Raw genomic sequence first — 25,820 nt, forward strand, 5'->3', positions numbered from 1 at the left:
AGCACATGAACACGCCAGCAATCGACGTCCGCGGGCTGCGGAAGTCCTACGGCGCAAAGGCCGTGCTCGACGACGTCGACCTCACCGTGGACGCGGGCACCGTCACCGCGCTGCTCGGCCCGAACGGCGCCGGCAAGACGACGACCGTGCACATCCTGTCCACCCTGGTGCGGCCCGACGGCGGCACGGCACTGGTGAACGGATGCGACGTCGTGCGCGACCCTGACGGCGTCCGCGCCGCGATCGGCCTCACCGGCCAGTTCTCCGCGGTGGACAAGCTGCTCACCGGCGAGGAGAACCTGCTGCTGATGGCCCGGCTGCGCCATCTTGGAGCGAAGCGCTCGAAGGCCCGGGTGGCCGAGCTGCTTGAGCAGTTCGACCTCGTCGAGGCCGCCCGTAAGCCGCTCGCCACCTACTCGGGTGGGATGCAGCGCCGCCTCGACCTCGCCATGACCCTCGTCTCGGCGCCCAGCGTCATCTTCCTGGACGAGCCCACCACGGGCCTGGACCCGCGCAGCCGCCACACCATGTGGGACATTGTCCGCAGCCTGGTCGCGGACGGCACCACCGTGCTGCTCACCACCCAGTACCTGGACGAGGCGGACGAACTCGCGGACCGCATTGCGGTGCTCGACGGCGGCCGGCTCGTGGCCGAGGGGACGCCGGACGAGCTCAAGCGCCTGGTGCCCGGCGGACATATCCGGCTCCGGTTCGCCGACGCCGGGCGGCTCGACGCCGCCTCCCGCCTGCTCGGCGAGTCCGCCCGCGACGACGCCGGGCTCTCGCTCACCGTGCCGAGCGACGGCGGTGTCGGCGCGCTGCGGACCGTGCTGGACCGCCTCGACACGGCCAACCTGGAGGTCGACGACCTCAGCATCCACACCCCGGACCTCGATGACGTGTTTTTCGCGCTCACCGGCCGGGTCGAGACGAAGGGAACCGAATCATGACCACCATCGCCGCCAAGCGCCGGACGGCCCCGGGCACCCGCCAGCAAGCGCACGTCATTGCCGACTCGGTGACGATGCTGCGCCGCAACCTGCTGCACATGCTGCGCTATCCGGGCCTGTCGGTGTTCACCATCGTGGGGCCGGTAGTCCTGCTGCTGTTTTTCGTGTTCGTGTTCGGCGGCACGCTCGGGGCCGGCCTGCCCGGCGCGGATCCGTCCGGCGGGCGCGAGGCGTATGTCGCCTACGTCATGCCGGGCATCCTGCTGTTGACCATCGCCGGCAGCGCAGGCGGCATCGCGACGACCGTGTCGATGGACATGACCGAGGGCATCACCGCGCGGTTCCGGACGATGGCGATCTCGCGGGCCGCGGTGCTCGCCGGGCACGTGCTTGGCAATACCATCCAGGCGATTATCGCCGTCGTGCTTGTGCTCGGCGTCGGCCTCCTGATTGGCTTCCGCCCGACCGCCGGGTTTGTCGAATGGATCTCCGCCGCAGGTCTGATCGTGCTCATCGCGTACGCGATCAGCTGGCTCGGGGTGGCCATGGGCATGCAGGCGAAGTCGGCCGAGACCGCCAGCAACCTGCCCCTCGTGCTGACCTTCCTGCCCTTCCTCAGCAGCGGCTTTGTGCCGACCGAGTCGATGCCGGAATGGCTGCAGTGGTTCGCGCAGTACCAGCCGTTCACGCCGTTCATCGAGGCCATCCGCGGGCTGCTGCTCGGTACCCCGCTCGGCTGGAGCCCGGTGCTGGCAATCGGGTGGTGCGTCGTGATTGTGGTCGCCGGGTACGCCTGGTCGATGGCGATCTACGAGCGCAAGTCGGTGCGCTGAGCCCGGGTGCCCCCGTACCGGCGGGCGGTCGCGAGCGCATCGCGGCCGCCCGCCCTGTGCTTCAGCCGAGGTGGCGTTCGGCGTCAAGGCTGCCGCGCTGGTGAGTGCCGGCCGGGCCGTCGTCGTCGCACTGGCGTTGCAAGGCTGGATCCCGCAAGTGTCGACGGCGCGGTGCCCGGGGAATCTGTCACGAGGGGTCAGCGCCAGCCGAGCTGCGGCGCCACATACTTCAGGATCGACTCGATGACGTGGGCGTTATAGTCGACACCGAGCTGGTTCGGGACCGTGAGGAGTAGGGTGTCTGCCGCGGCGATCGCCTCGTCCTCGGCCAGCTTCGCGGCCAGCTCGTCCGGGGCACCGGCGTAGGAGCGGCCAAAGACCGCGCGCGTTTTCTCGTCGATGTTGCCCACCTGGTCGGAGCTGTGGCGGTCGCGGGCGAAGTATTGCCAGTCGCGCTCGTCCGTCAGCGCGAAGATGCTGCGGCTGACCGAGACGCGCGGCTCCCGCTCGTGCCCCGCCTCCTTCCAGGCCTGCCGGTAGAGCTCGATCTGCTCGGCCTGCTGGACGTGGAAGGGCTTGCCGCTCTCATCATCCTTGAGCGTGGAGCTCTGCAGGTTCATGCCGAGCTTCGCAGCCCAGATGGCCGTGGCGTTCGAGCCGGAGCCCCACCAGATGCGCTCGCGCAGCCCCCTCGAGTGCGGCTCCACGCGCAGCAGGCCCGGAGGGTTCGGGAACATCGGGCGGGGGTTCGGCGCCGCAAAGCCCTTGCCAGTGAGCACCTCGAGCAGACGCTCGGCGTGCCTGCGGCCCATGTCGGCGTCCGACTCGCCCTCGGCGGGGGCGAAGCCGAAGTAACGCCATCCGTCGATGACCTGCTCGGGTGAACCCCTGCTGATGCCCAGCTGCAGCCGGCCGCCCGCGATCAGGTCGGCCGCGCCAGCGTCTTCCGCCATGTAGAGCGGGTTCTCGTAGCGCATGTCGATCACGCCGGTGCCGATCTCGATGCGGCTTGTCCGGGCCCCGATCGCAGCGAGCAGCGGGAACGGGGAGGCGTATTGCTGCGCGAAGTGGTGGACCCGGAAGTAGGCGCCGTCCGCACCCAGCTCCTCGGCCGCGACCGCGAGGTCGATCGCCTGCAACAGCGCGTCCGACGCGGTGCGCGTGCCGGAATCCGGGTGGTCGGTCCAATGGCCGAAGGACAGGAATCCGATGTTCTTCACACCGGAAACGAACATGATGGCGGCGGTTCTTATTCCCACTGGATCGTGTCAGGTATTTCTGGCCCCCAGCCTCGCACCCCTCCCGCGGCACGCCTGGCGCCCTTAGGCGGGACCGGGGGATCAGCCGGCCGAGTAGGGGGTCCGGAACGGGGTGATTCCCCATTCCGGGTTGTGCAGCACGATTCCAGTCTCCCGCTGTGCAAACTGAAACGGAGCCTGAAGGTATCGATTCATCCGCGCCTGTTCCTGGTCCCACGGGAAGTTGCACGTGCCCAGGGAACTTTCCAGTGTCCCCACATCCGGCGTGATCGTTTCGCCGGCAATGCTGACCGTGACCGCATACGAAGCGCAGGGGATACGCACGGACATCACCGTGCGGCCGCCAACGCTGCCGAACCGTACCGCGTAATCGCCGGAGCTCATTCCCGGATCACGGGGCACAGAAGCCGGCGTCATGGAACCGGATGTGAAGTACTGGCACTCCAGCGCTCCATTGCCTACGACTTTCTCTGCACGCTGTGGCCGGCATTCATCTAAACCGTGCCCGGGGGCAGGCGGAATCGGCGGAGCCGGGGCGAGGGTCATGCCTGGTGACAGTCCGGCGCCCGTCGATGGTGCGGCCGTGGCGGCGGGCGGTTTGGTGACGGTTTGCTCGCCTGCCGACGTGCTGAGTGGGGGAGTTGACGCGCGGGCCGCGGTTAGCGCGACGACGGCGAGGCATACTACGGACAGCAGTGTCGGCGTCGTGTGCAATCCATAACGAGCGGGTCCCCCGGGCGCGGCCATGATCCGAACCCTAGGGGTTCGGGGCTTGTCCGTGCAACAACCCCCAGGCTAGGGGACCGGGGCCGGTGAGCTCTGCTGAACGTGCTGGTCCAGGACGTCCCGGGCGGTGGTCCACGTCCGGCTCCCGTACCGGTCGTTGCTGACGTAGTTCAGGGTCGCGTCGCCGCTGAACATGCTGGCGAAGTACTGCATGCCCTGCCACGGCGGGAACGGCTTGTCAGAGGCCGGCATGAGGGCTTTGACGGCCCGGCTCATAGCAGTCAAGGAGCCGACGCTGCCCGCGTAGAGGAGCCCGAATTGCGTTCCGGTCAGGTCGGACATGGTGGCTGCCAGGGTCCTTGCCGTGACCTGGTCTCCGGCGATCTGAAGGACGCGGGGCGCCCGCTCGTCGAGGGCGGCGGCGGCGGTGTAGGAGGCAGTGTCATCCTTCGTGGTGAAGTCGAGCACCTGGTCGGCGTCGGACCAGAAGAGCACCCGACGCCGCGAGAACAGGATCATGGGAGCCTGCCCGGAGAGCATGTCGGTGAAGGCGCCATTGAGGATGGAAGTGGCCCGGATTTCGGTGGCATCCAGCCGCTGTGCAAAGTCTCGGCGGAACTGTAAGTTCCGGTTGCTTCGGGGGCGGATTCCGCGGTAATCGATGGAGTAATCGGAAGGGATGAAACGCGGTACGCCCACCGCGGCCGCCGCCTCCAGCAAGCGCGATTGGGCGTCGAAAATTGCGCTGTCCACGCCGTTGATCGCGGAGACTACGCAGTCAACATCCGCGCAGGCCCTTCGGAGGGCCACCGGATCGTCGTAGCCCGCCTGGATCACTTCGACGCCTTGGGCGCGGAGCTGCGCAATGCGCTCCGTGCTGGTCCCAGGCCGTGTCAGGACCCGAACGGTGGCCCCCAGGGCGACCAAATTCTGCAGGATACGCCCGCCGAGATCGCCGGTGGCGCCGGCCAGAAGGACAGTGCCCGGAGTGGGAGTCGTCGGGATCATGGTTCGCACCTCAAGTGTCGGGCGGAAAGGGATGGTGGGCTAAAGACTACCAACGGCAGGGCAGCTGCGATTCCCGCGTGTGACTCAATGCATCCCGGGCCGGACTGATCAGCGGAACCGTTGGACGTCGGTTCGCGGGTCGGCCTCTACTGCCAGCGGTGGGATTCCAGCGCGCGAAACAGGGGAGCGCGGCCGCTTTTCAGATGGTCAACGGGGCGGGACCCGCCGAGTTCCCGGCAGGGTGTAACCATCCAGGCCGTGAAGTAGTTGTGCGGAACCTTCAGTTCTATGGCGCGCTGGAAGAGGTCGACGACGGTCGGGTGGAGGTGGCCGCCGGCGACGAATTGGAATCCCGGGCAGAACGTGCCGTCGTCGATGAAGACGCGGACGAGCTGCTGCATTACAGGGTCGGGGTCGTCCATCAGTTCGGCGAGGCGGCGGCGGACCTGTTCCAGGGCGGGCAGCGTGAATTCTTCCCTGATCCCCGCCCAGATCTGGTCGTTGATCGGCTGACGGTTCAGTGTCACCGTTGCCTAGCCGCCGTCGCTGATGTCGTCCAGGAGCCACTGGACGGAGCGTGGATTCCGGCGCAGCGTGAAGGTGCGCAGCGCTGAATTAGCCCCCAGCCGGGCCTCGACGCGCCAGTATTCGGTACCGGCCGGGTTGGCGCCAGCGGCGGCCGTGCATCGGGTGCCCCGCCCGGCGTCACCGCCGATCCAGTGCCGGGATTCGGTGGCCGGATCGACAAGCCAGATCCGTCCGTCGTGCCGGATGGCAAGGGGCTTGCCTGCCGGGTCGAGCCGGACTTGAAGGTCAAGGGTTCGTGTGGGGTTTTCGGTGCTGAGGGTCATGGGGGTGGTCTTTCGTGGTGCGGTGCTGCGGGGGCGTGTTGGCGTTAGGCGGCTTTGACGAGGGGGAGTTCGTCCCAATGGGTGGTGTAGCGGGGGGAGAGCATGTCCCGTTTCATGGTCCAGTCCGGCCCGCCCCGTATGCCGGCGTGGCCGAGGCCGATGGAGCCGCGCCCGTATCGGCGGGTCACATCTTCCAGGAGGGTTCCGATGTGGCGTTCCTCGTGCGGATTTTGGAACAGGGCCAGCGGTGCCTGGTTGCCGGTGGGCCGCAGGTCGGTGACCATGATGCCGGCCCGGGCGTATTTGATGCCTTCCTGGATGTGGGGCAGGAGGGCGTGGGCGGCCCGGGTGAGCAGGACGGGATCGGCGGTGGGCATCGGCAGCGGCACGCACACCGAGGGGTAGGAGGTGTCGTTCGGGTTGAAGTGCGAGGTGCCGGCGAAGGCGGTGAGGACCTTGGCCTGGAGGCTGTATTTGGCCAGCCGTGCCGATGCCTGCTGGCCGTAGACGGACAGGACCTGCCGCATGCCGGCGGCGGTGGTGATGGGGGTGGCGAAGGAGCGCGAGAAGATGAGCTGGTCCCGGCCGATCCGTTCTTCCTCCATCGGGATGCACGGCGTGCCCTGCAGCTCCAGGACGGTGCGCATCATGACCACGGAGAAGCGGTCCCGGATCATCACCGGGTCGGCCCGGGACAGGTCAAGGATGGACTGAAGCCCTAAGGCGTTGAGGCGTTTGGTCAGGCGCGTCGCGACGCCCCAGATTTCGATCACAGACAGCCGGCCCATCAGCGCTTCTCTGGTGGCGGCGGGCACGGAGTCCCAGTGGCAGACCCCGTCGAAGGCCGGGTTGTGCTTTGCCCATTTGTTGGCCAGTTTCGCGAGGGTCTTGGTCCCGGCGATCCCGACGCAGACCGGAACCCCCACGTTGCGCCGCACGGCTGCCTTCATGGTCTGGCCCAGGACCAGCAGGTCCTCCGGCGCGCCTTTGACGCCCAGGAAGGCCTCGTCGATGCTGTAAACCTCCAACCAAGCGCTGTAGCGGCCCAGCAGTTCCATCACCCGGGCGCTGATGTCCCCGTAAAGCTCGTAGTTGCTCGAGAGGGCAACAAGTCCCCACTCCTTCGCCCGCGGGGCGAGTTTGAACCATGGTTCACCGAGGCCGATGCCGAGAGCCTTGGCTTCCGGGGACCGGGTGACGGCGCACCCGTCGTTATTGGACAGTACGACGACGGGCCGGCCTTCGAGGGACGGGTCGAATGCCCGCTCGGCCGAGGCGTAGAAGCAGTTCACATCCACGTGCGCGATCTGCGGCATCCGCCGCATCGGGGAGGGCTTAGACATGGTGTGCCTCAAACATGGTGCAGGCAGCGGGTCGCGACGCCCCAGATGACCAGATCCGACAGGGACGGAACGCGGATGTCCGGGTAGGACGGATTCTCCGCCTGCAGCACGACGCCGGCGGCCGTGATCCGCAGCCGCTTGATGGTCAATTCTCCGTCCAGGACGGCTATGACTACGGACCCGTCCTTGGGTTCCACGGCCCGGTTGACGATCAGTTCATCCCCGTCGCTGATGCCGGCGCGTTCCATCGAGTCTCCGGAGACCCGCACGACGTACGTGCTGGTGATGTCCTTGATCAGATGCTCGTTCAGGTCAATCCGCCCATCAAAGTAGTCCTGCGCCGGCGATGGATACCCGGCCGCGACGGGGACCGGAGAGATCAGCACCGACAGCAACGACATGCCCGCGTCTATCACGCGGGGACCGACAACAACGCCCACAACACACCCTTATTCGAATATATGTTCGATACATTCAGTGTAGCCGGATGGGCCGACAAAAGTTGGACTCTGCCCATATCCCTCGGCTGCGTGGGCAGCGCGGTTTCTCCTCAACATCGCAACACCTGACTGAAGGGGTGCTGTATATGGGACGCTCGGCGCGTCGTCTGCGGAAGGTGGGGCCTGCGGGCTTGGTTGAGCGTAGGCGCTGTTATCGGCGTTTGGGCAGCCAAATTTTGACAGTTGAGCCGCAATTCCCTTAGAACAGCGGCCAGGGCACCGCCGACATCTCACCGCTCGGAGCCGGAAACCGCCCTGCCAAGCGCAACCGTGCGCAGCGCGCGGCGAGCGATGCGATTTCTTCGGCGCTGAGCAAGTCCGCCAGGTTTCGGCCCAGCCCACCGTGCAGTCCTTCGCTGACACGATCGATGCCGTCGCGTTCCTCGGCGGTCAGAGCGTCTCCCAGCCATCCCCACAGCACCGTGCGCAGCTTGTGGTCACGGTGAAAGGTGAGCCCATGGTCCACGCCGTGCCGGTGTCCGTCCGTCATGGCAAGAATGTGGTCGCCTTTGCGGTCGGCGTTGTTGACGACCATGTCGAACACCGCCATGCGTCTGAGCGCTGGCGAGTCTTCGTGAACGAGGGCGACCATCCGTCCGTTCTCATCCCGTCCCTCGAGAACATGTTTCCAGCCCGTCTCCGGCACCTGGTCCGTCGCGACCAGGTTCACGGCGCTTTGGGCGGGGTCTTGCTCCTGCCAGAGCTGCACCATTCCTTCGCCCAAAGGACCATCGCGCAGCCAGGTGCGCGGCACCACGTCCCAGCCTAAGACTTGCGAGACCAGGTAGGCGGCCACCTCCCGGTGAGCCAGGGTGCCGTGGGGAAAATCCCACAGCGGACTTTCGCCTGCTATCGGCTTATAGACGACCACCACGTCGCCGATGCTGCCCAGAAATGTAGCGTTTGAAGCCGTCGTGATGCGGCCGGTGAGCGTCAGCTCGGCGGTCACTAGGTCCGGCGCTGGCATCAGACCTCGGGAAGGGTGCAGATGTGCCCGTCGGCGTCTATGGGGTAACCGCAGAGCGGACACGTCGGACGCCCGGCGCCCACGATCTCACGGGTGCGCTTGGCGAATGCGCGGGCGGTGCCGACCGGCATTCGCACCAGCAGCATTTCGGACTCGTTAGCGCCGCCCTCATTAAGCGGTTCCTCGTTGTCATCAGCATCGACATCGGCGATGGGGTAGGCCTCTATTACGACCTGGGCCGTGGTTGGGTCCCAACCTAAGCTCATGGCGCCGGTGCGAAACTGCTCCTGAACGGCCTCGAGCTGGTCATTGTCGACAAGTTCAATGGGAGTGCTCGTGGGAACGCTGAAGGGGTTGCCCTCGACGGTGATGAGCTGGTCGAGAATTTCGTCGATCTTCTCCGCGAGCAGAGCCGACTGCTGCTTCTCCAGGGCAATACTCACGATCTGCGTCCCTGCGCGCACCTGCAGGTAGAACGTGCGCGCCCCTGGAAGGCCAATGGTGCCGACGACGATTCGATCAGGCCAGGCAAACTCGTGAACACGTGTAGGCATGTCAGTATTTTAGGCACATGAGGTTCATGGCGCCTTTTGCCCTGCACCGCCGCCCACCGGCGCATCGCCAGAGTGGATGCCGTTCGACAGCCACGACAGGTCACCCGCGTCGGTGTTGGTCGCGTAGACGCTCGGCCGACTAGCGCCGTAGCGCACGATCGATACGGAGGCGGGGCCTACGTTAATACGCTGGAACAGGTCAAGGTGCATGCCGAGCGCGTCGGCGAGGATTGACTTGATGATGTCACCGTGACTCACCGCCACCCACACGGCCCCTGGCCCGTACTCGGCTTCGAAGGCTGCATCGTGGCGTCGAATCGCTGCCACCGACCGAGCCTGCATCGCGGCCATGGATTCACCGCCGGGAAAGACGACGGCGGACGGTTGCGACTGCACAACCGGCCACAAATCCTCGGTCGCGAGATCACTGAGCGTGCGGCCCTGCCACTGGCCGTAATCGCACTCGGTGAGATCGAGATCGACCGGCGCGTACGGCGTGCCAGCCTGGCGATCGAGGATGAGCTGGGCGGTCTGCTGACAACGCTCAAGAGGGCTCGACACCACCCCGACTACGGGCACGGCCGCGAGCCGGTCTCCGGTCAGAGCCGCCTGGTCGCGCCCGATCTGGTCCAGGCTGACGCCGACGGCCCGCCCGGCCAGCAGTCCAGTGGCATTGGCTGTGGTGCGGCCGTGCCGCACGAGAATAACTGTCGCCATCCACCCAGCCTAACCACCCGATCGACGGCGGTGTGCACCGTACCGGGTCGCGCGCCGAACAGGCAGATAAAGCCCTGGCGGAACTCTTCAGGCGCGCCGACGCGCTCAAAGCCGCCCAGACGGACTCGGCACGCAGTGAACAGCTCATGGCCGACGCAGCAAAACCGGCGGAACCGGGACAGCCAGAACCCCCGGCCGAAACCGCCCCCCGCATGGAGGACGTCCGGTACCCGCTCCGCGCCGGATCCAGTAGTTCCCGCCCTCTCAGAGTGGTTGCGTCAAGTAATTCTGGCCCCCGTAGGACGGTTATCGCTGGCCCCATTTCGTGCATGGAAAGAGACAGTTCCGGCAACGTCAAGTAGCGCGGTCAGATGGTTCGCGGTTCGACGGGGATGCTTCGTTGTCCGGACAGAATGCCGATCGTCAAATTTTGATGAGAAGCAGTCCTGGGACCATGGTGGCGCTTTGGTCAGGCCCACTTGGACAGGAGGGCCGCGTTGGCTTCTCGCAGGAAGATTAGATCCTCTTGTGGTGGGGCTTGCGGAGGGGCTGTCCACCACTCGGTGAGGTTGTCCGCAGTCACTAGCCTCCGCCCAGCATCGAGAGGAGTTACACGCCAGCGGTCGGTGGGCTGGAGGTCTGGGTGGTCGGGTCCGAGGACCTGAATCGCGAAGATGCCGGGCAGCTACCCGTCGATGCCCGACGCGCTCGCGGTCCACCAGGGCGCGAACGGCGCTCCCAACCGGCTGGCAGCCAAGTCGGTGGACTCCGCGTTCTCTCAGGTGTTCGTGCAAACCGGTGTGACCGGGTTGCTAGTGGGTCTCGCGGCGGCCACCTTCCACAGCCGGCCCGACCTCGACCCGGCGCGCCCGCTGGCCTCGGCGCGCTGGTACCGGCAGTACATGTCACTGGGCGTCAAAGCGCTCCTCGGGCTGGTCGCGATGATCGACGTGGGGATGCTGGGCTCGTCGCCGTTGATGTGGACCGGGACGGTCACGCCGTGGGCAGTAGGCGGGACTGGTGGTCACGCTCCCGATCCCGGCCGCCGTCGTGGTTGCCGTCGTGGTCCTGGCCAGGAACAACCGCGAGCGCGATGAGGGTGAGAAGGACACAGTGCTGACCCACCGGGACGACGACAAGTACTGGCGCGGTGGCCTGGTCTACATCAACCTCGAAGACCACTCGCTGATGGTTCCGCGACGGTTCGGACTGGGGTGGACGCTCAACTTCGGCAATCCAAGGTCAGCGATGCTTCTGGACGGCGCCGCGGGCGCCCCAGCGTCCGGCGAGTGACCTCCGAGAACTAAGGGTCAGCCTGTCAGCGGATTACCCGATAGCGCACGTGGGTGACGAGGCGGGAACCGCTCACGTCCGTGGGCTCAAGTTTGAGGTCCGTCACGCCGTCCAGCAACCGCTCGCCCGCTCCCAAAACTATGGGCGCAATGTGGAGCCGCAGTTCGTCGATCAGCCCCGCCGAAAGGAATTGTCGGGCGGTCTGCGCTCCTCCGGCTATGGCCACGTCCTTACTGCCAGCGGCCTTCCGCGCCTGGGCCAACGCCGATTCGATCCCATCGGCCACGAAGTTGAACGTTGTGCCGCCCTCCATCTCCAAGGGCTCGCGGGGGTGATGGGTGAGAACGAACACAGGTGCGTGATAAGGCGGGTCCTCACCCCACCATCCCCGCCACTGCTCATCCCATGCCCCGGGACCGGCGTACATGTTCCGGCCCATGATGTAGGCGCCAGCGGCGAGGATGCCTTCGAGCTCCGCAGCGTTGGACTCGGCTTCTTCGAACATCCACCTGTGGAGGAGTTCTCCGCCCCGGCCCAAAGGCTCCGTCATGCTTTGGTTTGGGCCCGCAACGAATCCGTCGAGGGAAATAGTCAGATCGCATGTGACTCTGCTCATGCGCCCATCATGCCAGCACTCGGCGGGGCCCTGACATATCAAGGCGCAGGCGTGCTAGCGGGTTTGGAGTTGGCGGGTCAGCCGATCCGCTCGGCCAGGGACACGATAATCCCCTCCGGACCGCGCACATAGGCCATGCGCCAGATATGCTCGTACTGGCCGATGTCGCCGACCAGCCCGTAGCCGTCCGCGGCCAGCCGGTCGACGACCGCCTGGAGGTCGTCGACCTCGAAGGCGACGCTGCGCAGCCCCAACTCATTTGCCATCGCCGCGGGCGATCCAGGCTGGTGGTCGGGCCGGACAAAGCTCGAAAGCTCCAGCCGGGTACCTCCGTCGGGCGGCCGGAGCATGACGATTTCCGTACGGGAGTCGGGGATGCCGATCACCGTGTCGAGGAACTCGCCCTCGACGAACATCGGCGCGCCCTCGACCTCGAGGCCCAGCCCGACGAAGAACGCCGTCACCTCTTTGAGATCGGCAACGGTGATACCAACATGATCGAAACGCCGTACCTGTGACATGAGATCAATCCTCCGTTGTTCATCTTGTCGATCCATCGGAATTGCTGAGCCGACGGGGATTCTTAGCACAATCATCGTCGAAATCCTTCAGCGCCCCGATTGAACAATCCCAAGGGTTGGCAGAGCGGGTCAACGTTGTCCCGGGTCGAGGAGGCCATCGACCATGTAGGGAATTCAGGTCCAGCGCCTCTTTGGCCGGCGGCCGTACGATATTTTCGCCGCCGCATCGCCGTCGTCCTCTGCGATGAAGCACTGACCGTTGATGAAGCACTGACCGTTGGGGAGGAAGCCGTCCAGGTAGCCGGGGTCCCGTTTCCACCCTGAGGGGAACATACTGGGGTGGTGAGCATCGACGCCCGGTCAGGGGCGGAGGGGAGGCGGCGGCCCGGGGCCGGCACGAGCCCGTATCCGCCGATCGCCGACTATGGGTTTTTGTCTGACTGTGAGGCCAACTGCTTGATTGCATCGAGCGGGCAGGTCGAGTGGATGTGCGTGCCGCGTCACGACTCACCGAGTGTGTTCTCCACTATCCTCGACCGCGCCGCGGGTGGCTTCAAGGTGGCACCCTACGGCGTCCGGGAGCCCACTGCGCGCCGTTATCTCCCCGGCAGCTTGATCTTGGAGACCACCTGGCAGACCAGGACGGGCTGGCTGATCGTGAGGGATGCCCTGGTGATGGGTCCGTGGCACCACACCGACGAGAGGGCCGGCCGGTACCGCCGCCCGCCGACGAACTACGAGGCCGAGCATTGCCTGCTGCGCACCGTCCGGTGCGTCAACGGTGCGGTTGAGCTGTCCGTGCTGTGCGAGCCGGTCTTCGGCTACGGCCAGCGCCGGGCACGGTGGGAGTTCTCCAGCCCCGCATACGGAGAGGCCGTGACCGTCAGCGGCGATGAGGGGGATCCGGTGCTGCATCTGACTACCGACCGCCGGCTGGGCATCGAGGACTCCATCGCGGTCATTCGCAGCCGGATGACCGAGGGCGAGCAGGCCTTTATCGCGCTCTCCTGGGGGTCGCTGCCCCCGCCGCGGACGTGGGAAGAAGCCACACGCAAGCAGTGGCAGACCACTGAATTCTGGAGGCAATGGATCACCGGGGGCGAGTTCCCGGACCACCCGTGGCGGGAGCAGCTGCAGCGCAGCGCGCTGACGTTGAAGGGCCTCACCTACGCGCCGACTGGAGCTCTGGTCGCGGCGCCCACCACCTCGCTGCCCGAGACACCCGGGGGAGAGCGGAACTGGGACTACCGGTACACATGGGTGCGCGATTCCACGTTCGCGCTCTGGGCCCTCTACACCCTCGGCCTGGACCGGGAAGCCGACGACTTCTTCGCTTTCATCCGCGACGTCGCCGCCGAGGACGACCTGCAGATCATGTACGGCATCGACGGCGAAAGGGACCTTCCCGAGGTTACTGTCGAGGGACTCGGCGGCTACGACGGCGCCCGCCCCGTCCGGATCGGCAACGCTGCCGCCCACCAGCGCCAGCTCGACGTCTGGGGCATGATGCTGGACTCCGTCTACCTCCACGCCAAATCCCGTGACCAGCTTCCCGAGCCGCTCTGGCCCGTCCTGCTCCGCCAGGTCGAGCAAGCCGCCGCCCACTGGCGGGACCCCGACCACGGGATCTGGGAGGTCCGTGGCGAACCGAAGCACTTCACCTCCTCAAAGCTCATGTGCTGGGTCGCCCTGGATCGTGGTGCCCGGCTGGCGCGCCTGCACGGTCAGGCTGATTACGCCCGAAAGTGGGACGCCATCGCCACGGAGATTCATGAGGACATCTGCCGCAATGGTGTCGACGACCGAGGCGTGTTCGTCCAGTCCTACGGCACAACGAACCTCGATGCCTCGCTTCTCCTTGTTCCGCTTGTCCGATTCTTGCCCGTCAACGATCCTCGCGTGCGCGCCACGGTCGTGGCCATCGCCGATGAACTCACCCGGGACGGACTCGTCCTGCGCTACCGTCCCGAGCAGACCGACGACGGTCTCACCGGCGACGAAGGGACCTTCACGACCTGCTCGTTCTGGCTCGTCTCGGCCCTTGTCGAGATCGGGGAGGTGGTACGCGCCAAGGCACTGTGCGAACGTCTGCTGTCCCTTGCCAGCCCCTTGGGCCTCTACGCTGAGGAGCTGGATCCGGTGAGCGGCCGTCACCTCGGCAACTTCCCACAGGCGTTCACCCACCTGGCCCTCATCAACGCGCTCGTGCACCTCATCCGCGCCGAAGAAACCAACCGCGCGGCGCAGTTCGCCCCGGCCCACCGCACGCCCTGAGACGCAGACGAAGGTCAAGGTACGGATTGCAACGACGGGCTCAAGCTTCCACGGGAAGCCGCCCTGACGCGGGTCCCGGAACCGGATGTTCTGCCCCGCCGCAGCCGTGCGGAGACGTGACCCATTCGGAGAGGCAAGGAGCAGCCCATGTGGAGTGACGTGCAGGAATCCGAGCCCTCAGCTTCCTGGCTGGACCTGCCCGAGAATGGCTGGGGGGCGCTCATCGGCTGGGCAGCCGGCCTGGACAACTTACGCCGCCGCCCGTCCTCGGACGCCGGCAGGACAATCACCGGTTACACCGAGCGCGGGGGTAAGCAACAACCCTTCGAGGAACCGTTCACAGCTGCCGACCGGCTGGGAATCGACGATGACATCGACCGGTACCTCCGGGATGCCGGCCTCCCGCCGCGGCCGAGGGGCTACGTCTGGATGATCCGCGTCCCGGAAGGGCACGCATCATCCGAGGCCTTCCTGGCTGAGGTGGACACCGCAATCATTCGAACCGCCGAAGGCACTGTCAATCCGAAGCAGCTGCGGCCGATCTTCGCGGCTAGTCTCCGCGATTTCTATGCGAAGGACATTTGATCAACCAATACGGAGACCTGAGAACGGGCGGTGGGGGAGCTGGGCTGACAGGACCTGGAGCGATCTAGGGGAGTCCGCTCAGTCGTGGCCCGGCAGTCCAATGGCAGCCGTGCAGGGAGCCTCCCGTGGATTCGGCGCCTATCCGGCAGCTCATTTGTCGCCGTCGGGGCCGGGCAAGGAAGCGGACCGCCCAGGGACGTCCGCAATGTTCTCGAACTGTGGTTACTTAGCTTGGAAGCTGAGCGTATTTGTCCCGCTCGTCCAGGTCAAAGTGTCTTGTGTATAGGTCATTGCAATGGGACGTTTCAGGAATTCATGAATCCATGCTTGATATTCGCCGGCAGTACCGATGCAGCCGCTGGCGCCAGTGGCGATCTTCCCGAGGGTCATGATGTTTCCAGCAATTGTGACTGGGCCGCCAATGGGGGAGCAGTCCGTTTTCATGGCCAGCTGCAGGGTACCTTCGACGGAGCTCAGTCGAACCTTGATGGTCCCGGCCGCTGCCCAGGGTAGAGCCATACCGTTTGATGTTGCGGCGACGCTGCTGTAGGTGGAGCAAGGCGCGGTGGGCAGGAAAGCTGCGCACGTTTCCTGCGGCGGGCCTGAGGTGGCCGGGACGGGGCTGTTACCCACGGAGCTGGTCAGGGCCCCCGGTGATGTTGCTGCGATTCCGGAAGTGGTGGGCGTGGAGGCTGCTGATCCCGGCACCCCTGATGGGGTGGCTGCGCATGATGTCATGAGCAATGCCGCCAGAACCGAAATTCCTATTCGAAGGCGCCAGGCGCGATCCATTGTTCCCCCTTGAGAATGAACGCTGAACCCGAGCATAGGCTCCCAAACCTAGGTTGTCTTTGGCTTCTGCTGATGAATTTGACGGTCAAGATTCACGCCCATACCCCAGTCAAGGGACAAGAAATTGACATGGCGTTTCCCGAGGCGGCCCAGACGCCCGAAACGGAGGCTGACGGGGTGGCCATTTTCTTGCCATGAACCCTGGTTCGTCCTTACATACCGCCTACTGGCATCTCTGCGATCAAGTTCGGGCGTATTTGATATGGAATAGCGCCCAACTTCTGGGAATTTCGCACGTGGGCCGCGAGTATCTCCGCTAATGTCACGTTATGCAACATCTTCGTCGATTCCCGCCGGCTCTCTATGCCGAGGCTCTCGAGTCCTGGACGTTCCTCGATCTTGCCGACAAGCGTCCGCTTTTCACTTCGCCGTTCGGAGACGTGTTCTTGCAGACGGAGAGCGGATTCTGGTTCCTCGACGTCATTGCCGGTGAACTTACTCGGCTGTGGTCGAGCGAGGGTGACCTGATCGCGGTACTGAACTCTCGCGAGGGGCAAGCCGAGTACCTCATGGTCGGTTTGGCCGACCAGGCAGAGAACGCGGGCCTCCAACCGGGCGAGGCCGAAATCTACGGTTTTCGCATACCACCAGTTCTCGGAGGTCCAACCGCACTTAGCAACGTCGAGTTAGGCGAATTTGTCGTGACCCTGAACATTGCTGGCCAGATTCACGATCAGGTCCGAACTCTTCCCCCCGGAACACCGATCAGCGGAATATCCCTGGCCTAAAGGCGATGCACTAAGACGCATTGGCTGCATGGTCCGAATGGTCGGGGGAGAGGGGGCTGCCTGATGCATCTGATGAGATGCAGACTACAAGCGCGAAAGTGACTTACCGGTCTGAGTCCAGTTCGTCGGAGTTGGGTGGCTAGATCAGTCGGATGTTAGCGGCGAGAGGTCATGGGAATCCCATGCGGGCTGTTTCATGCCTTCCCCTGCCTAGCAGCGACAGGTACGCTCACGGTGAGAAACACTGGGGGAAAATTCCGCATGGACGTTGAGGGCACCGGCAAGGCTAGGTCCAGCAAGGCGACGTGGCAGTCCGTCTACTCCATGCTCGGGCCCTTGAAAATCGCCAATCTCACGATGCTGGTAGCCATCATCGTGGCCGTCGTGTTCCAACCCAAAGCTAATGATCCGAGCACCTACTGGGCAGCAGCTATGGTGGCCGTCGTTATGCTTGTGGCCGGCTTTTTCCTGGTTCGGGGAGGGCTCCGGTTGAAGCGCGTCCGGACATCGGCCGCGGAGGACCGGCGGCGTATCGCGGCGGGTCTTCCCCTGGACCCAGAAGACCCCGAAGACTAAATAGGCAGGGGCAGATAAGCCGCCCCGGGGGAGAATCATATTCGTCGAACTCTGCCCCCGGTTCCGCCGATCGATTGCCCCTACGTCCCGAGGCCAGGACCCGTTCAACTTCGAGGTCGGCCAGATCGAAGACGCCTTGCAGCTCTGCCCGGGTGAACGCCAGATTCAGGATCGAGCGCTCATGGGCGAAGAACCCGTCGGCATCATCGACGGTCCAGTTCTAGCTGCACGGTACCTCGAACCAGTTGACCTTTACACGCCCGGGCTGTTGCCCGGCGCGGCGCCGGTCGGGCCCGGATCCCTGTAACGGCGAGGACTTCGGCGTCCAGTCAGTCGAAACCGGGGAGTGCGTATCACCGGGTCCTAATCTGCAGATTCTGCACTTGGATTGATTCAACTTGACATAATGTTGATTATCGGCACTTAAAGTACGGCGGTAGCAGTGGACATTGCCGCAGCAAGAACGGTCAAGAAAAACACTAAATACGCCGTCGTCGTCTGTGTTCTCTGCGAACTCTTCCCAGTCCATGTTGGCAGTATTCAGGTTGTTATCGATTCCCCAAAGTTCACTGGCGACGCACCGGAACGGTTCATGTGACAATTCGTCCAAGTCAACCAAGCTTTGTCATCGGCGAAGCTCGTGCGGACCAAGAGTGAATTTTCTGTCCTTGGAAGAATCGGCATGCCGCTATCCAACCATGCGAATCAGGGCCGTATCTGTCAGCTTGCCTGGCCGCAGCCTGAGTACGGCAGTCTCAGGTGGTCAGAACCGAACTGCATAGAGCCACTGGGCGACTTGTTTTCGTACAGGGATGGCCTACATATTCTCCCTGCAGGAGCTCCTGCGGCTTTGCGGGATGTGGCGTCTGATAGTGTGATATCAGTTTCATCAGTTTCACCAGTTTCACCAGTTTCACCTACTTTCACCCTGGAGGTCCCGGTGCGGAACCCGTTCAAGCCCACCGCAGGAGCCACGCCGCCGGACTTGATTGGGCGGGCCGGGCTCTTGGATGAATTCGAGTACGGCCTGCAGTAAGGCTCGGGAGCGCCCGGGCTTTTGACCATCATCACCGGATCCAGAGGCATCGGCAAGACAGTCATGCTGAGCGCCGCGGAACGGATCGCGGGGACTCACGGCTGGGCGGTTATCTCCCGAACAGCAAACCCCGGTTTCCTCGCCGGAATCGGCGACGACATGCTCCGGCTTGTCGAGGAACTCGGAGACGGGCCCCCAACACGGAAAATCACAGCATTCTCGGCGGCAGGGTTCGGACTAACAACGCAACTCCCCCAGGAACGGAATGCCGACTGGCGACGGACCGGGAACGAACTTCTGCGGCTGTTGGACGCAAAAGGTACAGGACTCGTTATCACCATCGACGAGATACATGCGGTCGACCGCACAGAAATTTCCCAACTGGCCGCTGAAGTGCAGCATTTCATCCGCGACGGACTGCCCATCGGCCTCATCTTCGCCGGCCTGCCATCCGCCGTCTCCGACCTCCTAAATGAAGGAGTGGCGACCTTCCTGCGACGCGCCGACAGGATCAATCTCCATGAGGCAGCCATCGCCGAAGTCACCGCGTCCTACAGCGAGCTCTTCAGTGAGGGAGGAATAGTCGTCTCCCCCGGCCTCGTCAGTGAAGCCGCGGAGGCTACCGAGGGCTACCCCTTCCTTATTCAGCTTGTGGGCTACTACCTCTGGCTGGAGGCGGGAAAGGCCAACTGGAACCTGGATGAGAGCAGCGTGCACAGCGCCATCACCGCCGCCCAAAGACGAAACACATTAGTAGTCGTCGAGTCAGCACTGTCGGATATCTCGGACAAGGACCGCGAGTTCCTCGACGCCATGGCCCTTCAGGATGGACCATCGGCAGCGGGCCTGATCGGAAACATCATGACAGCCAAGCCCAACGTGGTGTCCAAGTACCGAAAGAGACTCATCGCCGCGGGACTGATCGAGTCAGCCGGCTACGGCAGGGTGGACTTCGCAATCCCCGGGCTCCGCCAATACCTCCGCGAAACAGCGTCGGCCTGAAGCAGTGACATAACGTCAGCGGAGCTCCTCGACCAGCCCGATGATGATTCCGGCGGGGCCGCGGACGTAGCCCAGCTTAGGGGGCCGGGAATTCTTGCCGTTGACGAACACCGTGCGTCGACCACATTCAGGAATCGGCGGAAAGTCCGCCCTGGATCATGACGGAAGAAGCTCCGGGCCGGCTCCTTGAAGAAGCCGGCCCGGAGCTCGTAACGGGTCACCCAAGGACGGCGCCTCGCCCGGAGCCCGGATTAGGCGGAGATCTTGTCCGCCATGCCGGAGTGTGCCGCGCGGGCCGCCGGCACGCCGTCGCCGTCCTGGCCGTACAGCCAGTCGTTGTACCGGAAATCGTTGTCCATCCGGCTCTTGAAGAGCAGGTTGCGCAGCGTCCGGGCCAGCCCGGAGACGTGCCAGGATTCGCCCCAGACGCGGGCGGTGCGCTGGACCCTGGCGGTGCGGCCGGCGCGGAGGTTGTTGAATTCCTTGATCGCGCCGTCCCAGGCTTCGGGGTGGACGCCGTCGGCGGTGAACACGGTGCCGGTGGTGACGTCCTGCAGCACTGCCGCGTCCTCGAGCGCCTGGCAGGCGCCCTGGGCCAGGTACTGCAGCATCGGGTGCGCGGCGTCGCCCATCAGCACCATCCGTCCGGCCACCCAGTTTTCGATCGGATCGCGGTCGTACATGGGCCAGCGCATGCTGGTGCCCAGGTTTTTCAGCGCAGCCTGGACGGCGGGGACGCAGTCCTTGTACGCGGCCTCGAGCTCGTCGACTCCCCCGTACTGCTCCTCGCCGCGCTCAAAGGAGGCGGACTTGAAAACGGCCACGGTGTTCAGCAGCTCGCCCTTGCGCAGCGGGTACTGCACGAGGTGGCAGTCCGGTCCGAGGTAGACAATGACGTCCTCGAGGTCCGCCTTGGGTGTGTGTTCGGTAATGGGCACGGTGCCGCGGTAGGCGACGTAGGCCGAGGGGACCGGCTCGTCGCCGGCAACGAGCGGGCGCAGGGTGGACTTGAGCCCGTCGGCGCCGATGACGACGTCGGCCTCGTAGTCCACACCGGCGGCCGTGTGGGCCACTCCCCTGCCGTTCACGGTCTCCACGCTCTCGACCATGACATCGTTGACCAGTTTCACGCCCGCCGCTTCGCAGCCCTCGAGCAGGACCCGGTGCAGGTCGCTGCGGTGGATCACCACGTAGGGCGCACCGTAGCGTTCCTCGAATTCCCCGCCGAGGCTCTGGCGCGTGAGCTCCTCGCCGGTGACGGCGTCGCGGAAGACCAGGTGCTTGGGCTGGACGCCAATCTCCAAGGCCTTGTCCAGCAGGCCCCAGCGTTTCAGGACGCGGGAGGCGTTGGGCGCCATCTGCAGCCCAGCGCCGACCTCGCCGAATTCGGGCGCCCGCTCCACGAGGGTGACGTCGGCGCCGCTTTCCCGCAGCGCGAGGGCTCCGGCCAATCCGGCCATTCCCCCTCCGATGACGAGGACATCGGTGGACCGGCCGTCGGTGGACAGGAAACTGGTGGACGGGACGTGCTCAGACATTGCTTGCTCCTGTTAGTGAAGGGGAGGTTGAGAGTTTTGATTTGAGTTTGAGCCCGACGGCGGCCAGCAGGACCGCTGCTATCGCGGCTGCACCGGCGAAGGCCAGGAAATTGGAATTGACGCCCAGACCGGCAGCCAGCAGGAGGCCACCGATCTGGGGTGCGGCGACGGCGCCGATGCGGCCGGTCCCCAGTGCCCAGCCCAGCGCGGTCCCGCGCAGGTGCCCGGGATAGTGGCTCGCGACGGCGGCGATGATGAGGCACTGCGTGCCGTGGGTGCCGACGCCGGCGAGGACCAGCATGAGGTACACGACGGTGACCGGCGGTCCCGCAACCAGGACCACGAGGGCGCCGGCGGCGACGGCGGCCGCGGCGATCGCCGTCGGAATCGGACCGAAGCGGGTCCCGGCCCAGGCCGTGATCACCGAGCCGGCCACCGCACCCAGGTTGAGGGCCAGGGCGAAGGTCAGGGCGGAGCCTAGGTTGTAGCCGGCCAGCTGCATGAGGTTGGGCAGCCAGGTTCCCAGCCCGTACCAGGCGAACAGGGTAGCGATCGTCGCGAGGGCGAACAGCAGGCTCACCCCCAGGTAAGGGGCGCGGAGCAGGGACTTGAAGCCGATCGGCTCTTTGAGGTTGCGAGTTCCCCTGTCCGCGGCACTGACCGGGGCCAGCGTCTCGGGCAGGTATTTCAGTCCGAGGGGCACCACGATCATCAGTGCGAGCACGGCCACGAGGAACATGGACTCCCAGCCGAAGGCAGGGATCAGCTGGATGCCGACGAGGGCGGCGATGGACCCGCCGATCGGGACGCCGGACATCATCAGGGTGGCGATGGTGGACCGCCACTTAGTGGGGACCAGTTCGGCAACGAGGGCGTTCGCCGAGGGCACCAGGCCACCGAGCCCGATGCCCGCCAAGAGCCGCAGCCCCCCGAAGGCGGCCGCATTGGGGGCGAAGGCGCAGAGGATGGTGAAAATCGAAAAGACGATGGCACAACCCAGGATGGTGCGGCGGCGGCCCCACGAGTCGGCCATCCGGCCGGCGAAGATCGCCCCGATCATCATGCCGACGAAAGCCATGGAACCAATTGTCCCGGCGGTGGCCTTGGTCAGCCCCCATCCGGTCTCGGAGATCAGGGAGGACTGGACCGTGCCGTAGACGATCAGGTCGTAGCCATCGAAGACCACCAACAGCCAGCAGACCAGGACGGCGGCTGCCGAGCCTTTGGAGAACCGTGATGCAGGCCCACCAACGGTTGAGGGAGCAGGGGCCCCCGGCGAAGACCGTTGCGGCACTGCAACAGATTGTGTGTGATTCATGCCACTCACTGTCCTAGCCGCCGCAGGTGAACCACAATACAATTCTGATGTGCAGAACAACCCATCCGGCAGAGCGGCCCGCAAGCCCGTCCAGAAACGGCCCACCTATTCCATCGAGGCGGTGGACAACGCGCTGCAGCTCCTCCAGTTGCTCCGCGACGGCGGAGCACTCCGGCTCAAGGACGCCGCCGAGGAGCTGGGCGTGGCGCCGTCCACCGCCCACCGCCTGCTGGCGATGTTGGTCTACCGGGGATTCGCCGTGCAGGATGAAACGCGCCGCTATGTCCCCGGCCCGGCAATGGGCGTCGGGCCGGCCGGCCTGAGCTGGACCCGGCTGCTCCGATCCCTGGCCCAGCCGCACATGGAGCTTCTCTCTGCACGGCTCAACGAGACGGTGAACCTCATGGTGCGGGTGGGGACGAAAGTGCGCTTCCTGGCGACGGTGGAAGGGAGCAATGTGCTGCGGGTTGGTGACCGGCAGGGGACGGTGATGGCCGCCAACAAAACGTCCGGAGGCAAGGCCATGCTCGCCGAACTGGAACCGCCGATGATCGATCAGCTCTTTCGCAGCAACAATGCCGAAATTGGCGGGGACACCATTGCGGCCGCGGAGTACCCGGCGTTCCTGCGTGAGCTTGAATCCGTCCGCAGTAACGGATTCGCGGCCAATTTCGAAGGCACGGAAGAGGGCGTGAGCGCGCTCGGGATGGCCCTGCACAACCGGCACGGGCACGTGGTCGGCGCACTCAGCGTCGCCACCCCCGCGACCCGCTTCCGCCGCGTGTTTGACGCCGGACTGGTTCCCGCCCTGCGGGAAACCTGCCGGCAGCTGGAGATCGACATCGCGGCCAACCCGGCCGAGCCGGACTGAGCGCCGCGGGAGCCCGGTTCCGGGAATTCTGACCAGCAGAATATGTTGGGGGTCACACACCGGCATCCGTAGAGTCGAACTACGCCAACGAACTGTTCTGACCTACCGAGGAGGCCCACGTGTCCATCAGCGCCGAGAACACGACTCACGAATCAGTGGCCGCGGGGCACACTGCTCCGGAGCCGACGCCCGAAGAAGCGGCCCAGCTCAAAGAGCTGTACCGGGATTTTGACCGCGAAAACCTGATCCCGCTGTGGACCGAGATCGCAGACCTCATGCCGATGGTCCCGACCCCCAAGGCGGTCCCCCACGTCTGGCGGTGGAGCGACCTTTACCCGCTGGCTGCCCGTGCCGGCGATCTGGTCCCGGTGGGCCGGGGCGGGGAACGCCGGGCCATCGCCCTGGCCAATCCCGGCCTGGCCGGGACGCCGTACGCCACACCCACGCTGTGGGCAGCCATCCAGTACCTCGGCGCCCGCGAAACGGCGCCCGAACACCGTCACTCGCAAAACGCCTTCCGCTTCGTCGTCGAGGGCGAAGGGGTCTGGACTGTGGTGAACGGGGACCCGGTGCGGATGTCCCGCGGCGACTTCCTGCTGACCCCGGGCTGGAACTTCCACGGGCACCACAACGACACCGATGAGCCGATGGCCTGGATCGACGGCCTGGACATCCCGTTCGTGCACTACGCTGACGCCGGCTTCTTCGAATTCGGCACCGAGCGCGTCACCGACGAGGCCACCCCGGACATCTCCCGCTCCGAGCGGCTCTGGGCGCACCCGGGCTTGCGCCCGTTGTCGGGCCTGGATGACACCACGAGCTCCCCCATCGCGGCCTACCGCTGGGAACACACGGACCGTGCCCTGTCCGAGCAGCTGCTGCTCGAGGACGAGGGCCATCCAGCCACTGTGTCCCAGGGCCACGCCGCCGTCCGCTACACCAACCCCACCACCGGTGGGGACGTGATGCCGACCATCCGCGCCGAATTCCACCGGCTCCGCGCCGGGGCCAGCACCGAAGCGGTCCGCGAGGTGGGCTCCAGCGTCTGGCAGGTCTTTGAAGGCTCCGGCTCGGTGGTCCTCAACGGCGAAACCCGGACCCTGGCCAAGGGCGACCTCTTCGTGGTCCCGTCCTGGCAGGAATGGTCGCTGCAGGCCGGAACCCAGTTTGATCTGTTCCGCTTCAGTGACGCCCCCATTTTTGAACGGCTGAACTTCAACCGCACCTACATCGAAGGACGCAACAAGTAATGAGACTTCTCACCCTCCGCACCTCTGTTGGAGACAAAACAGCTAATAAGGCTGTCCGCCAGGACGGCGACACCCTGACCGAGATCGACGGCTTTGCCGACGTCGGAGAACTGCTCCGCACCCAGGACTGGGAAGCAACCGCTAAGGCGGCGGCCGGCGCCACGCACCCTCTCGAGGGCGCCGACCTGGACGCCGTCGTGCCCTCCCCCGGCAAGATCATCTGCGTGGGCCACAACTACCGCAACCACATCAAGGAAATGGGCCGGGAAGTCCCCGAGTTCCCCACCCTGTTCGCCAAGTACCAGGAATCCCTGATCGGCCCCAACGATGACCTGGCGCTGCCGCAGGAATCCGACGCCGTCGACTGGGAAGCCGAACTCGCCGTCGTGATCGGCAAAAAGGGCCGCCGGATCAGCGAAGCCGACGCCGCGGACCACATCGCCGGCTACGCCGTCCTGAACGACGTGTCCATGCGCGACTACCAGTTCCGCACCATCCAGTGGCTGCAGGGCAAGACCTGGGAGAAGTCCACCCCGTTCGGCCCCGCCTTGGTCACCAAGGACGAGTTCACCGCCGGGCCGCTGATGACCTCCGCGGTCGACGGCGAAATCCAGCAGAGCACCCCGACCGGTGACCTCGTGTTCACCCCGGAGTTCCTGGTCTCCTACATTTCCACGATCATCACGCTGAACCCGGGCGACGTGATCGCAACCGGCACCCCGGGCGGCGTGGGCCACGCCCAGGACCCGAAGCGCTACCTGCAGGAAGGCCAGATCCTGGTCACCACCATCGAGGGACTGGGCCAGCTGAAGAACCGCGTCATCAAGGAAGCCTGATGGTTGCCCGCCAGGACCAGACGACGGACCCGGAACTGCTCGCGGCGCTGCTGCAGGCGCGGCGCGGCACGGCGTTCTTCGCCCGCAAGCTCAACGAGCTCTCCGACGCGGAACTCGACGGCGACTCGCTGCTGCCGGGCTGGACCCGCCGCCACATCACCGCGCACATCGGCTACAACGCCCGGGCCATCGCCCGGCTCATCGAATGGGCTGCCACCGGGGTAGAGACCCCGATGTACCCGTCCACGGAGGTCCGGGACCACGAGATCGACTTCGGCGCCACGCTGAGCCCGATCGCGCTCCGGCACCTTTTCGACCACTCCGCCGTGCACCTGAACGTCGAATGGCGCGACCTGCCGGGGGGCGCCTGGCACCACAAAGTCCGCACCATCCAGGGCCGGGAAGTGCCCGCCACGGAAACGGTGTGGATGCGCAGCCGCGAAGTCTGGATGCACGCCGTCGACCTCGCCAACGGCGCGAGCTTCGCCGACATCCCGGCACCGGTGCTGGAACGGCTCCTGACGGACATTACCGGCGCCTGGCACACCCGCGGCACCGATCAAGGCCTCGTCGTCGCGGTCACCGACCGCGACCTGACGTTCGGGGACACGGCGACGGCGACCCCCACCGTGGTCTCCGGACCGCTGGCCGCCGTCGTCGAATGGGCCGCCGGACGCGGCAATGGCGGCGTCACCGCCACCGGGCCCGGCACTGAAGCGAACGACGGGACGGTTCCAGCCGCCCCGAAGTGGATTTGAGCACTGGCTAAACGGCCGTAAAAGCGGAAGGCCCCCTCGGCGAGGGGGCCTTCCGCTT

General features: G+C 65.5%; 27 protein-coding genes and 2 pseudogenes. 13 read left to right on the plus strand and 16 right to left on the minus strand.

Translation table 11 applies throughout. The features are described from left to right. Positions 1 to 5: 5 nt before the first annotated feature. Together AC1DGD_RS02905 and AC1DGD_RS02910 are read left to right on the plus strand one after the other, a co-directional pair. On the plus strand, positions 6 to 950 hold the full coding sequence (locus AC1DGD_RS02905; RefSeq protein ID WP_476855832.1) for an ATP-binding cassette domain-containing protein: 945 nt from the start codon (positions 6 to 8) through the stop codon (positions 948 to 950). After that, on the plus strand, positions 947 to 1,783 hold the full coding sequence (locus tag AC1DGD_RS02910) for an ABC transporter permease (RefSeq protein ID WP_476855833.1): 837 nt from the start codon (positions 947 to 949) through the stop codon (positions 1,781 to 1,783). Before AC1DGD_RS02905 ends, AC1DGD_RS02910 begins: the two co-directional genes overlap by 4 nt. A 197-nt stretch (positions 1,784 to 1,980) precedes the next feature. On the opposite strand, the gene AC1DGD_RS02915 is transcribed toward AC1DGD_RS02910, so the two are convergent. From AC1DGD_RS02915 to AC1DGD_RS02960, 10 genes are all read right to left on the minus strand, one after another. Next, positions 1,981 to 3,003, minus strand: a complete 1,023-nt coding sequence (locus AC1DGD_RS02915; protein ID WP_028276305.1) for an LLM class flavin-dependent oxidoreductase — start codon at positions 3,001 to 3,003, stop codon at positions 1,981 to 1,983. Positions 3,004 to 3,123: 120 nt separating this feature from the next. Beyond that, on the minus strand, positions 3,124 to 3,426 hold the full coding sequence (locus AC1DGD_RS02920) for a hypothetical protein (RefSeq protein ID WP_476855834.1): 303 nt from the start codon (positions 3,424 to 3,426) through the stop codon (positions 3,124 to 3,126). A gap of 411 nt (positions 3,427 to 3,837) precedes the next feature. After that, positions 3,838 to 4,776, minus strand: coding sequence for an NmrA family NAD(P)-binding protein (locus AC1DGD_RS02925; RefSeq protein ID WP_476855835.1), 939 nt, complete (start codon positions 4,774 to 4,776; stop codon positions 3,838 to 3,840). A gap of 146 nt (positions 4,777 to 4,922) precedes the next feature. Next, positions 4,923 to 5,303, minus strand: coding sequence for a hypothetical protein (locus tag AC1DGD_RS02930; RefSeq protein ID WP_476855836.1), 381 nt, complete (start codon positions 5,301 to 5,303; stop codon positions 4,923 to 4,925). 6 nt (positions 5,304 to 5,309) lie between these two features. Continuing rightward, positions 5,310 to 5,627: a hypothetical protein gene (locus AC1DGD_RS02935; RefSeq protein WP_476849183.1), complete on the minus strand. Its 318-nt coding sequence runs from the start codon at positions 5,625 to 5,627 to the stop codon at positions 5,310 to 5,312. Positions 5,628 to 5,671: 44 nt separating this feature from the next. After that, positions 5,672 to 6,970 carry a Y-family DNA polymerase gene (locus AC1DGD_RS02940; RefSeq protein ID WP_476849182.1) on the minus strand — a complete coding sequence of 433 codons (1,299 nt, stop codon included), beginning with the start codon at positions 6,968 to 6,970 and terminating at the stop codon, positions 5,672 to 5,674. Between the two features lie 8 nt (positions 6,971 to 6,978). Next, entirely contained in the window at positions 6,979 to 7,410 is a 432-nt protein-coding gene (locus tag AC1DGD_RS02945; protein WP_476855837.1) for a LexA family protein, read from the minus strand. 259 nt (positions 7,411 to 7,669) lie between these two features. Next, positions 7,670 to 8,437, minus strand: coding sequence for an SCO1664 family protein (locus AC1DGD_RS02950; protein ID WP_476855838.1), 768 nt, complete (start codon positions 8,435 to 8,437; stop codon positions 7,670 to 7,672). Then, entirely contained in the window at positions 8,437 to 8,991 is a 555-nt protein-coding gene (locus tag AC1DGD_RS02955) for a DUF3090 domain-containing protein (RefSeq protein ID WP_476855839.1), read from the minus strand. The genes AC1DGD_RS02950 and AC1DGD_RS02955 overlap by 1 nt, the downstream gene beginning before the upstream one ends. Before the next feature lie 24 nt (positions 8,992 to 9,015). Then, positions 9,016 to 9,708, minus strand: a complete 693-nt coding sequence (locus AC1DGD_RS02960; RefSeq protein ID WP_243177522.1) for a histidine phosphatase family protein — start codon at positions 9,706 to 9,708, stop codon at positions 9,016 to 9,018. A gap of 1,020 nt (positions 9,709 to 10,728) precedes the next feature. Here AC1DGD_RS02960 and AC1DGD_RS02965 point away from each other — a divergent pair. After that, entirely contained in the window at positions 10,729 to 11,001 is a 273-nt protein-coding gene (locus AC1DGD_RS02965) for a DUF5808 domain-containing protein (RefSeq protein ID WP_459384719.1), read from the plus strand. Positions 11,002 to 11,026: 25 nt separating this feature from the next. On the opposite strand, the gene AC1DGD_RS02970 is transcribed toward AC1DGD_RS02965, so the two are convergent. Beyond that, on the minus strand, positions 11,027 to 11,617 hold the full coding sequence (locus tag AC1DGD_RS02970; protein WP_476855840.1) for a dihydrofolate reductase family protein: 591 nt from the start codon (positions 11,615 to 11,617) through the stop codon (positions 11,027 to 11,029). Between the two features lie 77 nt (positions 11,618 to 11,694). After that, the gene (locus tag AC1DGD_RS02975) at positions 11,695 to 12,138 is read right to left on the minus strand and encodes a VOC family protein (protein ID WP_476855841.1); all 444 of its coding nucleotides are present in this window, start codon (positions 12,136 to 12,138) and stop codon (positions 11,695 to 11,697) included. Positions 12,139 to 12,480: 342 nt separating this feature from the next. Between AC1DGD_RS02975 and AC1DGD_RS02980 the strand changes: the two genes are divergently transcribed. Both AC1DGD_RS02980 and AC1DGD_RS02985 read left to right on the plus strand, forming a co-directional pair. After that, entirely contained in the window at positions 12,481 to 14,412 is a 1,932-nt protein-coding gene (locus tag AC1DGD_RS02980) for a glycoside hydrolase family 15 protein (RefSeq protein WP_476855842.1), read from the plus strand. 147 nt (positions 14,413 to 14,559) lie between these two features. Then, positions 14,560 to 14,997 carry a DUF5956 family protein gene (locus AC1DGD_RS02985; RefSeq protein ID WP_476855843.1) on the plus strand — a complete coding sequence of 146 codons (438 nt, stop codon included), beginning with the start codon at positions 14,560 to 14,562 and terminating at the stop codon, positions 14,995 to 14,997. Positions 14,998 to 15,219: 222 nt separating this feature from the next. Here the strand turns inward: AC1DGD_RS02985 and AC1DGD_RS02990 are convergent, their stop codons facing one another. Further along, complete coding sequence (locus AC1DGD_RS02990) at positions 15,220 to 15,387, minus strand: hypothetical protein (protein WP_476855844.1); 168 nt, start codon at positions 15,385 to 15,387, stop codon at positions 15,220 to 15,222. Between the two features lie 731 nt (positions 15,388 to 16,118). Between AC1DGD_RS02990 and AC1DGD_RS02995 the strand changes: the two genes are divergently transcribed. The 3 genes from AC1DGD_RS02995 to AC1DGD_RS03005 all read left to right on the plus strand — a co-directional run bounded on the left by AC1DGD_RS02995 (position 16,119) and on the right by AC1DGD_RS03005 (position 17,460). Further along, positions 16,119 to 16,577 (plus strand): T6SS immunity protein Tdi1 domain-containing protein, encoded by a 459-nt coding sequence (locus AC1DGD_RS02995; protein WP_476855845.1) that lies wholly within the window; start codon positions 16,119 to 16,121, stop codon positions 16,575 to 16,577. A gap of 261 nt (positions 16,578 to 16,838) precedes the next feature. Continuing rightward, entirely contained in the window at positions 16,839 to 17,153 is a 315-nt protein-coding gene (locus AC1DGD_RS03000; protein WP_476855846.1) for a hypothetical protein, read from the plus strand. A 181-nt stretch (positions 17,154 to 17,334) separates the two neighbouring features. After that, positions 17,335 to 17,460: a hypothetical protein gene (locus AC1DGD_RS03005; protein WP_476856046.1), complete on the plus strand. Its 126-nt coding sequence runs from the start codon at positions 17,335 to 17,337 to the stop codon at positions 17,458 to 17,460. A 183-nt stretch (positions 17,461 to 17,643) separates the two neighbouring features. On the opposite strand, the pseudogene AC1DGD_RS03010 reads toward AC1DGD_RS03005, so the two are convergent. Then, positions 17,644 to 17,772: pseudogene (locus AC1DGD_RS03010) on the minus strand (DUF6924 domain-containing protein); the annotation flags it as partial. 435 nt (positions 17,773 to 18,207) lie between these two features. On the opposite strand from AC1DGD_RS03010, the pseudogene AC1DGD_RS03015 reads away from it, so the two are divergent. Continuing rightward, a pseudogene (locus AC1DGD_RS03015) lies at positions 18,208 to 19,191 on the plus strand (ATP-binding protein); the annotation flags it as partial. Positions 19,192 to 19,442: 251 nt separating this feature from the next. On the opposite strand, the gene AC1DGD_RS03020 reads toward AC1DGD_RS03015, so the two are convergent. Both AC1DGD_RS03020 and AC1DGD_RS03025 read right to left on the minus strand, forming a co-directional pair. After that, entirely contained in the window at positions 19,443 to 20,729 is a 1,287-nt protein-coding gene (locus tag AC1DGD_RS03020; RefSeq protein WP_476855847.1) for an FAD-dependent oxidoreductase, read from the minus strand. Continuing rightward, the gene (locus AC1DGD_RS03025; RefSeq protein WP_476855848.1) at positions 20,722 to 22,047 is read right to left on the minus strand and encodes an MFS transporter; all 1,326 of its coding nucleotides are present in this window, start codon (positions 22,045 to 22,047) and stop codon (positions 20,722 to 20,724) included. Before AC1DGD_RS03025 ends, AC1DGD_RS03020 begins: the two co-directional genes overlap by 8 nt. A 49-nt stretch (positions 22,048 to 22,096) precedes the next feature. Between AC1DGD_RS03025 and AC1DGD_RS03030 the strand changes: the two genes are divergently transcribed. The 4 genes from AC1DGD_RS03030 to AC1DGD_RS03045 all read left to right on the plus strand — a co-directional run bounded on the left by AC1DGD_RS03030 (position 22,097) and on the right by AC1DGD_RS03045 (position 25,762). Beyond that, entirely contained in the window at positions 22,097 to 22,918 is an 822-nt protein-coding gene (locus tag AC1DGD_RS03030; protein ID WP_476855849.1) for an IclR family transcriptional regulator, read from the plus strand. A 119-nt stretch (positions 22,919 to 23,037) separates the two neighbouring features. Next, entirely contained in the window at positions 23,038 to 24,168 is a 1,131-nt protein-coding gene (locus AC1DGD_RS03035) for a cupin domain-containing protein (protein WP_476855850.1), read from the plus strand. After that, entirely contained in the window at positions 24,168 to 25,004 is an 837-nt protein-coding gene (locus tag AC1DGD_RS03040) for a fumarylacetoacetate hydrolase family protein (protein WP_476855851.1), read from the plus strand. Before AC1DGD_RS03035 ends, AC1DGD_RS03040 begins: the two co-directional genes overlap by 1 nt. Next, positions 25,004 to 25,762 carry a maleylpyruvate isomerase family mycothiol-dependent enzyme gene (locus AC1DGD_RS03045; RefSeq protein ID WP_476855852.1) on the plus strand — a complete coding sequence of 253 codons (759 nt, stop codon included), beginning with the start codon at positions 25,004 to 25,006 and terminating at the stop codon, positions 25,760 to 25,762. Before AC1DGD_RS03040 ends, AC1DGD_RS03045 begins: the two co-directional genes overlap by 1 nt. Positions 25,763 to 25,820 lie beyond the last annotated feature (58 nt).

This window comes from Arthrobacter sp. 05T45, from assembly GCF_056395875.1.